The organism is Halorussus halophilus, assembly GCF_008831545.1.
Taxonomy (GTDB): domain Archaea; phylum Halobacteriota; class Halobacteria; order Halobacteriales; family Haladaptataceae; genus Halorussus; species Halorussus halophilus.
This window is the reverse complement of record NZ_CP044523.1, coordinates 2,952,589-2,964,972: the sequence shown is the minus strand read 5'-3', so window position 1 is coordinate 2,964,972 and position 12,384 is coordinate 2,952,589. Positions and strand designations below refer to the sequence as shown.

Here is a 12,384-nt window from a genome sequence, read left to right as displayed (position 1 = left end):
CGCTACGCCCCTTCTCCGTTCACTTCCACGCTCAGCAGTTCTGCCGCTTCCACCAGCAACGCGACGACGAGCGGCCCAGCGATGAACCCGACCGGGCCGAGACTCAGTAGCCCGCCGGTGAACCCGACGAAGTAGAGGCTACCCGGTAGATGCGCCGTTTCCTGCGCCAGTCGCGGCCGAATCACCGCGTCGGGAAGCCACGCAACGAGTACGCCGCCGAAGACCACGACCAATAGCGCACCCGGTACGTCGCCCACGGTCACTCGATACGCCGCGAGTACGGCGAGCAGAAACGACGGGCCGACGATTGGGAGAAACTGGAGGAAGCCAGCGAACAGTGCCAACGTGACGAAGAACTCGTAGCCGAGGACGTAGAACACCGGTAGCGCCAAGAGGAACGTCCCGGCGGCCGTCGCGGCCTGCAAGACGTAGATGGCGAACAGCGTCTCTCGGGTGCGGTCCTCGAACGACGCCGCGATATCTCGGTACTTCGGAGGAACCAACCCGAGCAGCGCCCGGTGGGCTTGCTTGCGCCGCACGAGCAACGCGAAGACGAGGAGCGCGAACAGCGTGAACTTCAGCGCGAGAACCGGTGCGAGTCGCGCTATCGCCAGTGCGAAGTCCCGCGTGTTCGCTCGGACGAACTGAAACACGACGCTAGCGTCGAGGACGTAGACGAAGCCGAGTAGTTCGAACGTGAGACTTTCCGGCAAGTCGCCCAAGAGCGCGAGCAGTTCCGTCTGTCGCCGGTAGAGGAGGAACCCTGCGGAGAGGAACGCGAGCAGGACGCCGACGAACGCGACGACGGTGGCGACCGCACTGGCCATCCACCGGGAGACCCCACGCTCGACCAGCCATCTGTGCAGAGGCGTGAGAACGTACGCAACGGTAATCGCGAAGAAGACCGTGCCGAGAACGTCGAACAGCACGGCCGCGGCGACGATAGCCAGCACGGCGAACAACCCCGTCAACACGCGTTGTCGCGCTCCGCTCATACCGGGCCATCGAACCACTGCGAGAAAACTGTTCGCTCTGAGCCACCCGGCGACCGCTCCGGTCGTCCCGGCGCAGTCTATCGAAGCGAGCACCCGCCGCAGGTCGTAATCTCGGTTACCGAACGAGGAGTGATAGACGACGGCGGGCGATAGACTAAGGATGGTTACAGGCGTCGGAGACGGTTCAAACGGACGACTCCGAGCGTCTCGTGTCTGACGGTCGCTTCGTCTCGGAGTGTCTCCTCTCACCGAACTGGGAGGCGAACGAGACTGAAAACTTGTAAACGACGGGTTCCATCGAACGGTACTGGACCGAAATGCTCGTTTCGCTCGTGCAACCTTCGATTACGAAGAGGCCGAGCGCGCTATTCGTCGGTTTGACGCTCGACGTTTGCGCTACGCTCCTCGTTGACGATTCGGTACCGATTTCGCGCCACTGAACCATTTCCGCCGGGGTAATCCGCCATACTCCGAACTGCGTCTGAGCAACGGTCTGTAGAACGTCTCGTACAGTCGGCAAACGGGTGACTGCCCGATACTACACTTCCGTATCTACAGAAAAAATCGTTGAAATACTCCAAAAGAACGGATTTAGGGCGTTTTCGAACCGGTTCGTAGATATATTTCGCCGTTGACCAAATAGGGTGAATCTAGCTCGTTGAACAGTTGAAGCCCTTTATGCGGGGTTCCGGCTTACAGAAGTAGTGCCCCGAAGAGGGGGGAAAACAATGGCAGAAGACGAAACAGAAACCTACGAAGAAGAGACGGGGGAATCGAGACGGTCATTCATGAAGAAGGGAGCAGTTGCCGCTGGCGGACTGGCCCTCGGTGCCGCGAGCGCGGACAGTGCGGCGGCCCAGCAGTCCCGAAACGTCCTGGTGTACTCCTACCAGTACTACCCGGGCGTGCGGTTCCGCGTAATCGCGCCGCTCCAACAATCGACCACGGTGCGCGCGCTGCGCCGCCCCGGCGGCCAGACCGTTCCGGAAATCAGCCAGCCCGACGACTACAATGGCTACGTCATCACGTACCGACTCTCTACGGGCGGTGACACCGACCGTGCTGCCGGTATCACGACGTTCGCGTTCACGCGACAGAACCTGCAGACTGGTCGGAACTACCGCATCGGCGTCGATGCGACGGTCTTCAGTTCCCGCCTCAGCCTACTCTCGTCGCAGGCGCGTCTCCAAGGGAACTGAGAACGTCTCACAGTTCCGTCGTATTCGAAACTGCACTTTCGACCGTATCTAATTTTTCCACGTAGATGACTCGGAGACGTTACCCGGGCGGGGACGACCGCGGACACCGACGGGAGAGGCGATGACGACCAGCCAAAGGAGACGAACGACTGACCAACGAAAACGAACGACTACCCAAGGAAGACGAACGAATGAGTGACCAGTCACGCACAGTCGAGCAGTCGGCTATTTTGACGAATCGAGAGACAGCCGTGACCGACGAGCAGACGGCGAACGACGACCGAACGGCGGGCCTCCAGCAGACTACGACCGACGGCAATCGAAGACGCGGCACCGCCTTGGTGTTCGCCCGCGAGTTCTATCCGACCGCGAGATTTCGAATCGTCGGCACGCTTTCGGCGAGCATCACGGTTGCGATGCTCACCGAACCGACGGGACGGCCGGTTTCCGTCATCTCTCAACCGGACGACTACAACGGATACGTCGTCTCGCTGAACATCGGGACCGCTCCGGTCTACCTGTTCGTGTTCACGAGACGATTCCTCCGGTCGTCGGGTCGCTACGCGTTCGGGACCGAGACGACGTACTTCAGTTCGGCCCTCAACTTACTCGAAGTGCCGATACGCCGCATCGACGAGCAACAGTGACAGACCGCTAGACCGGCGTCGCGGGGGTCGCTAATTCTGCCGGAGGCCATCGACGTTTCGGTCGCGGACGATACCGCTGTCGCGGTCGTAATCGACCGCGCCGTAGCGCTCCAACAGCGGCAGGTCTCGCTCGTGCAGGCGCAACTCGACCGTCCGCTGTTTGGGGTCGCTGGTCGGGCCCGGTGGCCGGTCGTGCTTGCGGACGAGCAGACGCTCGGCGAGGTCGGCGAGACCGACCGCTCCGTCCGCGCGCCGAATGTACCGGAGGGCGGCTTTGCACCCGGCGTTCGCCAGTACGTCGTACCGACCGGTTCGTGACGAACTGTCGATTTCGATGCGCGTCTCTGTCGCGTCCTTGATTCGGGTCACACAGTTTCAGTAGTGACCCTCGACCCATACGCCTCCGGCATGAGAGCGACTGCCCCTTATTAATTAGTGAAATAAACCTTCAACGTCGGCTATCGGCTCCCAGAACGACGAATCTCTAGTCTCGTCCTACATCACGCTAATTAAGTACCACTGGATTCAACCACCGAGTAATGAAACGACGAACCTTCGTTAAAAGCGGCGTCACCGGCACCGTCGTCGGACTCGCTGGCTGTATCGGCGGCAGTGGTGACGACGCGACGACCACGGAAACGACCGAGAGCGGTGGGACGGACACGGAAACGAGTAGTGCGACGACGACCGACTCGGGGACCGAGACGCAGACCGAGCAGAGTCTCAGCGGGACGCTGCAGGTCGCGACCTACAGTTCGTTCGTAGACGCGCCAAGTTCCTCGCCGGGACCGTGGCTCAAGAAGACCTTCGAGAAGCGCCACCCCGACGTGACCGTCGAGTGGAAGACGCCCGAGAACGAGATGAACTACTACATCCAGCGACGCGCGCAGGGTGTGGACATCGACGCCGACCTCTACGTCGGGGTCAACACGGACCATCTCATCCGAATCGACGACAAACTTGGGAACAAGGAACTGTTCGCCTCGACGGGCGACTCGCTTTCGAACTACGGGCACGTCAAGGACAGTCTCAAGTTCGACCCGAAGAACCGCGCGGTACCGTACGACACGGGGTACATCAGCCTCGTCTACGACAAGAACAAGGTCGAGACGGCTCCGACGACGTTCGACGACCTCACGAAAGACCCTTACTCGGGCAAACTCATCGTGCAGAACGCCCAGACTTCCGTCACTGGCCGCGCCTTCCTGCTCTGGACGGTTCACACGCTCGGGGAAGACCAGTACCTCGACTACTGGAAACAGCTCAAGAACAACGACGTGAAAATCCTCGGCTCGTGGGACGACGCCTACACTGCCTACGAGAACGGCGAAGCGCCGATGGTCGTCTCCTACTCCACCGACCAAGTGTACGCCAACCGCTACGATCAGGACATGAGCAAGCACCAAGTCGGCTTCCTGAACGAGCAGGGCTACGCCAACCCCGAGGGCATGGCGAAGTTCGCGAACACCGACAACCCCGAACTCGCCGAGGCGTTCATGGACTTCATGCTCTCGGCGGAAGCACAGGGTAAAATCGCCACGCGGAACGTCCAGTTCCCCGCGACCGACTGGGCGAAGCTCTCCGCGGAGTTCGAGAAGTACGCGAAGGTGCCGAAGAATCCGGTCACGTTCACGTACGACGAACTCAAGGGGAACGTGGACGAATGGGTCGATTCGTGGGCACGAGAGATAGCGAGCAAGTAAGCGAGAGCGGGAGCGAGACCAGAGTGAGCGACGCGACCGAGAGTCTCGAAAACGCGAGCGAGGAGGACGAGTCGTGAGCCGAGACGAGCGAGATGGCGGAAGTCGGAAGTCCGACCACCGCACCGACGGCGGCCAGACTGCTGGCCGCCGAGAGTCCGCGACGCCGAAACGAGGACTCGAGTGGTTCGAACGCCACGCGCTCGCCATTCTGGGAGTCGCAACTGCGCTCGTCTTGGCGGTCCTCTTCTACTACCCCGTCCTGACCGTCTTCGTCGAAGCCGTGCGCGTCGGCGGCCAGTTCAGCCTCGGTACCGTCCGCGAAATCCTCACCGACTCGTTCTACTTCGGAGTCCTCGCGCCACTTCTTGGTGGAAACTTCTCTGAACTGGGCGACGTCGCCGCCAGCACACCGCTCGGCCTGTTCGGATTCACCGCGTTTCAGGCGTTTCTCTCCACGATTGCCAGCGTCGCGCTCGGCTTGCCCGGCGCGTACGTCCTCTCGCGCTACGAGTTCTGGGGCCGCCGGACGATTCGGTCGCTGACTATCCTGCCGTTCGTCCTCCCCTCCATCATGGTCGCCATCGGCTTCGTCGCCTTCTTCGGGACGAACGGCCCGCTGAACGACCTGCTCGGATTCTTGGGTCTCGGCCAAGTGAACCTGCTGTTCACGCTCGAAGCGATAATCGTCGCCCACGCCTTCTACAACGCGCCGCTGGTGGCACGCGTCACGACGGCGGCGTGGGAGGGCGTGGACGCCCGGATGGTCGAGACGGCGCGAAGCCTCGGCGCGAATCCGATTCGGGCCTTCCGTGACGTACTCGCGCCGCAACTCCTCCCCGCAGTTCTGACCGGCGCGCTCCTCACTTTCGTCTTCACATTCATGTCGTTCCCCATCGTCCTCGCGCTCGGCGGGTTCGAACTCGCGACCGTAGAGGTCTGGGTCTACTCGCTGGTGCAGGATTTGGACTATTCCGAAGCCGCAGTTCTCGCAGTCATCGAGACCGTCCTCTCGCTGGTGCTGACCTACGCGTACCTCCGCTACGAGGCTCGACAGGCGGGGAGCAATCGCGCCGTGAATCCGCCGCCGAGGAAGCGACTGGTTCCCGGTGAGTGGACACCGAGCGCGCTCGCCGAACGCGCGGGCGTCCTCGTCTACGCAGTCGTCGTCGCAGTCGTCTTCGTCGGCCCACTCGCCAGCATGGTGGTCGAGAGTATCACCGGTCCGAACGGCTTGACGTTTCAGTACTACCAGTTCCTGCTCGAACGCCAAGCGACCGGAGCCTCGTTCCAGACGAAACCCGGCGTCGCCGTGCAGAACTCGCTTCTCTTCGGCGTCGCTGCACTCCTCGTGGCGCTCCCGATGGGCGTCACGATTGCAGTACTCACCACGCGCGGCGGCCGGGGGAGCAAGGTGGCCGACGCCGCGGCGATGGCCCCCCTCGCGGTCAGCGGCGTCGTCGTCGGACTGGGGATGTTGCGAGGGCTGGTCTTCGGCGTCGAACTGTTCGGCACGCGATTGCAAATCGGCGGCCCGGTCGCTATCGTCGCCGCCCACGCCGTCGCCGCGTATCCGTTCGTCGTGCGCAACGTCGCGCCGCCGCTCTCGGGCATCGACCGCTCGATGGTCGAATCCTCGCGGGCGCTCGGTGCGTCTCGCGTTCGGGCACTGCTCGACGTGGAACTCCCGCTCGTGGCGTCGGGCGTCGCGGCGGGCGCGGCGTTCGCCTTCGCAATCAGCATCGGTGAGTTCGACTCGACAGTGATTTTGGCCACGGGAAGTACGAGCTACACGATGCCAGTCGCCGTCGAACGCTACATCGGCAACCGGACGTTGGGCCCCGCTACTGCGATGGGAACGGTCCTGCTCGCGGTGACGAGTCTGAGCTTCGTCGTCATCGACCGACTGGGAGGTCGATTCGAGCGTGGTTGACCTCGAACTGTCCGAGGTCTCGAAGGCGTTCGACGGCGTCACCGCGCTCTCGGACGTGAGTCTGCGAGTCGAGGACGGCGAGTTCTTCACGCTCGTCGGGCCGTCTGGCTGTGGGAAGACTACGACTCTACGAGCAATCGCTGGCTTCGAGACCCTGACTTCGGGCGAGGTGTACTTCGCCGACCGCGAGATGTCCGGGGCCGCCCCCGAGAACCGAGACGTGGGAATCGTCTTCCAGAACTACGCGCTCTTTCCGCACATGACCGTCGCGGAGAACGTCGCCTACGGACTGCGGTTCCGTGGGACGCCCGGCGGGCAGTCAAAAGACCAGCGAGTCGCCGACCTGCTCGAACTGGTGGACCTCGCTGGCTTCGGCGAGCGCGCTCCCGACGAACTCTCCGGTGGCCAGCAACAGCGCGTCGCGCTGGCGCGGGCGCTCGCGCCCGGACCCGACGTACTCCTGCTGGACGAACCGATGAGCGCGCTCGACGCGCGACTGCGCCAGAGCCTGCGAACGCAGGTCAAGCGGATTCAATCGGAACTCGGGATTACGACTGTCTACGTCACCCACGACCAAGAGGAGGCGCTGGCGGTCAGCGACCGCGTGGCCGTCATGAACGACGGCCACGTCGAGCAGGTCGGCAAGCCAGAGGAGGTGTATCGCCACCCCGAAACCAGATTCGTCGCGGAGTTCCTCGGCGACAACAACGTCTTCGAGGGCGAAGTCTGGGCAGACGGTGTCGCCGTTGGCGACACTGTCTTCGACGTTGCGGGCGTGGATGCCAGCGAGGGCGAATCGGTCGTCTTCTGCGTCCGCCCGGAAGCACTGGAACTCGGCGGCGACGGAACCGCCAACGCCTTCGACGCTACCGTCGAAACTGTCGAGTTCCTCGGCGAGTCGTTTCGCGTGCATCTCGACTGGGCGGGGCGCGACGTGACTCTGCGCGTGTCCGAGCGGCCAGATTCGTCGTGCGTGACTGTCGGTTTCGCTCCGGAATCCGCGCACGTCGTCGAGTACGGCGGTCGAAAAAAGTCTTCGAAGACGGCAGACGACTGACGGTTAGTCGAGCGTCGAGAACTCGTAGTCCCGAACTATCGTGTCGCCGTCGTCGTCGGTGACTCGCACTGTCACCTCGATGCTTCCACAAGCGGGCATCGTCACTTCGGCGGTCTTGCCCGTCACTTCGTAGTCGCCGTCACCGTCGAGGTCCCACTCGACGCTCTCTATCGTCTCTTCGTTCGTCGAGTTTACACGGAGTTGCACCGTGGAGTTGCCGTCGAGTGCTTTGTCCTCGGCGTTTTTCGGCGTCGTCTTGAGTTCGAACGCAGGACCGTAGTCTCTGTCTCGCGGTTCGTCCGGAGCGAGGCGATGTTCTACCGGTGGTTGCGTCTCACTGCCGTTCAGCACGTAGAGGTTGCCGTCGGTGCTGTACTGGTCCTCGTCCGCGACGTACACGTGGTCGCCCACGGGTGCCGTGGCAAACGGGTCCATCTCGGTCGTTCCGTCGTGGGTCGCGTAGCTCCACTGTTCGGCCCCATCCATTCGGTCGAGCGAGTAGACGACTGTTCGGGACATGTACGTCTGCGTTGCCCCTTGCGGGTTGTCCTCCACGTAGTCGCCGTCCTGTTTGGGGTAGTCGCCGCTGACGTACACTGAGTCCTCGCCGACCGATGGTGCGGTCGTGAGGAGTGCCGACGTCTGGAACTGCCAGTCTTCGGCACCGCTCATCGCGTCGAGTGCGTGGACCGCGCCGACGCGTTCGTCGTCGCCCTCTTCGCTGTGGTCGTCTGTGGCGACGTAGACCGTTCCGTTGTCTACTGCCGGGGCGCTCACCCAGTCGGACTTGCTGTCTTGGAAGTCCGCAGTAACCTTCTGCTTCCACCGCTGGTTGCCGTCAGTCGAGAACTTCACGACCGTATTCGGTTGGAGCGTCACGTAGACGCCCGAGTCGGTGGCCGCCATTCCTTCGGACGCGCCGTTCATCGTAGTGGTCCACGCTTTGTCGCCGCTCGCCGCGTCGTACGCGACGACGTCCGTCGAATACTCTGGGTCGTACTCGTCGGTGCTGTAATCGGTCACGCTCTGTCCGACTTCGACGTAGAGTGTGCCGTCAGCGACGGCGAATCCCTTGACGTACCGAGAGGTCGTCACGCCGTCGTCGGTAGTCCCGCCCTCCGTCGGTGGCGAGATAGTTCGGAGTTTCTCGCCCGTCTCCGCGTCGAGCGCGTACACCGTGTCGTTCGAGATGGCGTACACCGTGTCGCCGACGACGACCGGCGAGATGCCACGGTCCCAATCGACTGCACCGGTGAACTTCCACTTCGTCTCACCGGTGTCGGCGTCGAACGCGTAGAAGCCGCGTTCGATGCTGTCGTTCCGTTGTTCGTAGCCGCCCGCGGTGTACGCTTCCGTGGCGACGTAGACCGTATCTCCGGCGACCGCTGGCGTTCCAGCGACCTTCGGAATCTCGTTTCGGGACCACTTCAGTTCGCCAGTTTTCGCGTCTCGGGCCGCAACTTTGCCTTTGCTGATTGCTACGTCATACTTCATCTCGATACCGACGTACGCGGTTCCGTCCGCGACCGAGACGCCGGTCGGTTCGCCGTCGAGTGCGTCGGAGTGCCACGCCGTCCCGGCGTACTCCGCGCTCGGCCCGGCGGCGTTCGTCGCGCCGGTGCGACCGTCGTCGGCGCGGTCGCTCTCCCACGCGTCGCTGCTGGCGTTCGCTGCTGTCGGTTGTGCTCCCATCACTGCCCCACCGAGTGTCGCCCCGGAGACGAGGAGGAGTCCGGTGAGGAAGACGCTCAGTAACTTCGTTCGCCTATCCATTTTCGATTCCAACTATCATTTAGTTGTCTTGTATATCGTTCGAACTCCCGATACCGTTCGGCAGTCGATTCGTCTCGACCGACCGCGTGGCCGGTCTGACGACTGCACGAAGTATGGTTAGACGGTTTACTATTCGGCGGCTAAGGACCGGACAGCTGATTTATTCGGGGGGCAACCACTCGACAAAGCAGTGACTAATCGCGCTGGTCGAGAGGTCGTCACGTCGTCTGCGCTCACTCGACTTCCGACTCGCTCACGACCTCTACCGCGCCCCGCATCGACTGCGGGTGGAACGCACAGAGGTACTCTGCCATCGCCGGCGTCGCCTCGAACGACGTTTCGTGGGTCTCGCCCACGTCGTCCCGACTGCTGGTATCGGCGAGGTCCTCGCCGCTCGCGTTCACCACGTGGAAGTCGTGTTCGACGCCGTCTAGGTTCAGCCAGACGAGTTCGTACTCTTGGCCCGCTCGAAGTCGAAGCGGTGGATTCGGGCGGCCCTGAATGGCGCTCGGCGCGAGTCCGAGCCAGTAACCGACCCGTCCGCCGAGAACGATGGTCTCCGCTTCCAGAACTGGCACTCGACCGCTCTCGACGGTCGTTTCGGACTCCGTGGCCGTTTCGGTCGCACCACCTGACTCGACGGCCACCGTCCCTCGCATCGTCTGGGGATGCACTGCACAATAGTACTCGGCCATCGCAGGCGTCGCTTCGAACTCGACGGTTTGGGTCACGCCCTGCTCGGACAGTACGTCCGTCTCGACGAGCGAGTTCTCGTCGGCGTCTTCGACGACGAAACTGTGCGGAATTCCGTCGGCGTTGGTCCACGTCACGCGGTACGTCACGCCGGGTTCGAGCGAGAGCGTCGGATTTGTCGCCCCCGCAACCGACTGCGGCGACTGTCCGACCCACCCCGAAACCCGCGCGTCCAGCGCGATTCCGGCCGTCTGGGTCCTTCCGAATTTTCCGCCTCCCCGTACGCCCCCGATTCCTGCGAGTGCCCCGGTCGTCGCGGCGGCCGCGAGGACGGCCCGCCGCGACAGCCGCGCGTGTTGATTTTCCCCCATCGAGGCGCGTTACAACTGCTGAGCGGATAAATTGGACGGACACTCTCTACGCCGTTCGACGTAGCGGTGAAAAAGGATGCGACGCCGGTCGATTCGAGGACCGTCGAAGCGTTCGATGGTCCTCGAAGCATTCCGATGTCTTCGAAGTCGCTCGCTTACGCTCCGGCGTCGAGCGTAATCGTCTCCGTCGCTGTGTCGCCGTCGCTACTGGTGACGCGCAGTGTGACTTCGACGCTGTCGCACGCCGGGACGGTCACTTCCGCACGCTTGCCAGTGGTCTCGAAGGTGCCGTCACCGTCGAGGTCCCACTCGTAGGTGGCTATCTCGTCGTCCTCGTCGCTCGCGTTCGCCCGTAGTTTCACCGTCGAGTTGCCCGCAAGTTCTCGCTCTTCGGCGTTCTTCGGCGCGGTCCGAATCGTCGCCGTCGGTTCGGAGTCTCGCGTCCGCGGTTCGTCGTCTGCGACCTGATGCTCGTCGCTCGGTTTCGTCTCGCTCCCGTTCAGGCTGTAGACTTTCCCACCGGAAGACAACGCTCGGTCGTCACTCTCGGCGACGTAGACGCGACCGTTCACGGGTGCCGTGACGAACGGGTCCTCGTACCACCTTCCGCTCTTGGTGGCGTAACTCCACCGCTGGCTTCCGTCCGCTCTGTCGAGCGAGTAGACGACCGTATGGGAGGCACTGGCGTGAATCCCGTACTTGGTCGGTTCCTCGCCGCGGTAGCTCGCGCTGTAGTCGCCCACGGTTGCGTAGTCGCCGCCCACGTACACCGCGTCCTCACCGACCGTTGGCGCGCTCGTGAGTCGCGCGGCAGTTCGGAACTGCCAGTCTTCGGTGCCCGTCTTCACGTCCAGCGCGTGAACCGCGCCGACGCGTTCGTCGTCGCCGTCTTCGTAGTGGTCGTCGCTGGTGACGTACACCGTTCCGTCGGTGACCGCAGGTTCGCTAATCCAGTTTGGTTCGCTGTCCTCGAACTTCGCTCGCACGGGCCGCCGCCACTCGACGCCCCCGTCGTCCGCCGACAACCGGTAGACGACGTTCGGTTGTGCGGTGACGTAGAGTGCCCCCTCCGAGACTGCAGGACCAGACATGTCCGACGCGGCAGGGACTGACACGTTCCACTGTTGGCTCCCGTCGCTGGTCGAGTAGGCCGTCACGGTTCCGTCTGCTCCGGTCACGTAGACCGTTCCGTCGGTGACTGCGAGGCCCCCGTAGCCGGTGTAGCCATTGACTCCCGCCGAAGTCTCCACGCTCCAGCGTTTCTCACCGGTCTCCGTGTCGAGTGCGTAGAGCGTCCCGTTCGAGATGCCGTACACCGCTCCGTCGGTGAGGACGGGCGCGGTCTCCCAGTCGGTGGTTCCCTCGAAGCGCCACTTCGTCTCACCGGTGTCGGCGTCGAGTGCGAAGAGTCCGGCTTTCCCAACATCGTAGCTCGGCGGACTGGTGATCGTCTCCGTGGAGACGTACACCGTGTCACCGGAGACCGCGGGCGTACCGACCGCGACCGAGAGGTCAGTTCGGTTCCACGCCTCCGCGCCAGTCGTCGCGTTTTGAGCGACGACTGCGCCCTTACTCACGGCGGTTTGGTGTTCGGTTTCGTACCCGACGTAGGCGGTGCCGTCTGCGACGGCCACGCCGGTGGGCTCGCCTTCTCCCTCTGTGTCCCACGCGGTGTCTGCGTACTCCACGCTCGTTCCGGCGGCGTTCGTCGCGCCGGTTCGCGCACTGTCGGCGCGGTCGCTCTGCCACGCGTCATCACTGGCGTTCGCCGCCATCGACGACCCGGCGAGGACCGCCCCGCCGAGCGAGGCCGACGAGACGAGGAGGAGGGTCGTTACTAGCAGTACCGATAGTTTCGTTGTTCGTTGCATCTCTGTTGTCACTAACTGTCGATTTAGCCGCTCGGCCGACTGTCTGACCGAGGGCGACACCGCCCCCGAGTACAGTTAGTCAGTTTACTATTGATTGAATAACAGACGCTCTCGCCGCAGTTATTCGCCGCACAATCTGATAGGG

General features: G+C 63.1%; 10 protein-coding genes. 5 read left to right on the top strand and 5 right to left on the bottom strand.

Going from position 1 to position 12,384, the window contains the following annotated elements; genetic code table 11:
* Positions 1-2: 2 nt before the first annotated feature.
* Positions 3-995 (bottom strand): AI-2E family transporter, encoded by a 993-nt coding sequence (locus tag F7R90_RS14725; protein WP_158058160.1) that lies wholly within the window; start codon positions 993-995, stop codon positions 3-5.
* A 728-nt stretch (positions 996-1,723) separates the two neighbouring features.
* On the opposite strand from F7R90_RS14725, the gene F7R90_RS14720 reads away from it, so the two are divergent.
* Together F7R90_RS14720 and F7R90_RS14715 are read left to right on the top strand one after the other, a co-directional pair.
* On the top strand, positions 1,724-2,194 hold the full coding sequence (locus tag F7R90_RS14720; protein WP_225741191.1) for a twin-arginine translocation signal domain-containing protein: 471 nt from the start codon (positions 1,724-1,726) through the stop codon (positions 2,192-2,194).
* 191 nt (positions 2,195-2,385) lie between these two features.
* Positions 2,386-2,841 (top strand): hypothetical protein, encoded by a 456-nt coding sequence (locus F7R90_RS14715; RefSeq protein ID WP_158058159.1) that lies wholly within the window; start codon positions 2,386-2,388, stop codon positions 2,839-2,841.
* Positions 2,842-2,871: 30 nt separating this feature from the next.
* On the opposite strand, the gene F7R90_RS14710 is transcribed toward F7R90_RS14715, so the two are convergent.
* Positions 2,872-3,210, bottom strand: coding sequence for a DUF7344 domain-containing protein (locus tag F7R90_RS14710; RefSeq protein WP_158058158.1), 339 nt, complete (start codon positions 3,208-3,210; stop codon positions 2,872-2,874).
* A gap of 170 nt (positions 3,211-3,380) precedes the next feature.
* Between F7R90_RS14710 and F7R90_RS14705 the strand changes: the two genes are divergently transcribed.
* The 3 genes from F7R90_RS14705 (at position 3,381) to F7R90_RS14695 (ending at position 7,531) form a co-directional block, all read left to right on the top strand.
* The gene (locus F7R90_RS14705) at positions 3,381-4,544 is read left to right on the top strand and encodes a thiamine ABC transporter substrate-binding protein (RefSeq protein WP_158058157.1); all 1,164 of its coding nucleotides are present in this window, start codon (positions 3,381-3,383) and stop codon (positions 4,542-4,544) included.
* A 73-nt stretch (positions 4,545-4,617) separates the two neighbouring features.
* Positions 4,618-6,474, top strand: a complete 1,857-nt coding sequence (locus F7R90_RS14700; RefSeq protein ID WP_158058156.1) for an ABC transporter permease — start codon at positions 4,618-4,620, stop codon at positions 6,472-6,474.
* On the top strand, positions 6,467-7,531 hold the full coding sequence (locus F7R90_RS14695) for an ABC transporter ATP-binding protein (protein WP_158058155.1): 1,065 nt from the start codon (positions 6,467-6,469) through the stop codon (positions 7,529-7,531). Before F7R90_RS14700 ends, F7R90_RS14695 begins: the two co-directional genes overlap by 8 nt.
* A gap of 3 nt (positions 7,532-7,534) precedes the next feature.
* Here F7R90_RS14695 and F7R90_RS14690 read toward each other — a convergent pair whose 3' ends face one another.
* From F7R90_RS14690 to F7R90_RS14680, 3 genes are all read right to left on the bottom strand, one after another.
* Entirely contained in the window at positions 7,535-9,304 is a 1,770-nt protein-coding gene (locus F7R90_RS14690) for a PQQ-like beta-propeller repeat protein (RefSeq protein ID WP_158058154.1), read from the bottom strand.
* Positions 9,305-9,537: 233 nt separating this feature from the next.
* On the bottom strand, positions 9,538-10,368 hold the full coding sequence (locus F7R90_RS14685; protein WP_158058153.1) for a plastocyanin/azurin family copper-binding protein: 831 nt from the start codon (positions 10,366-10,368) through the stop codon (positions 9,538-9,540).
* 155 nt (positions 10,369-10,523) lie between these two features.
* Positions 10,524-12,239, bottom strand: coding sequence for an outer membrane protein assembly factor BamB family protein (locus tag F7R90_RS14680; RefSeq protein ID WP_158058152.1), 1,716 nt, complete (start codon positions 12,237-12,239; stop codon positions 10,524-10,526).
* Positions 12,240-12,384 lie beyond the last annotated feature (145 nt).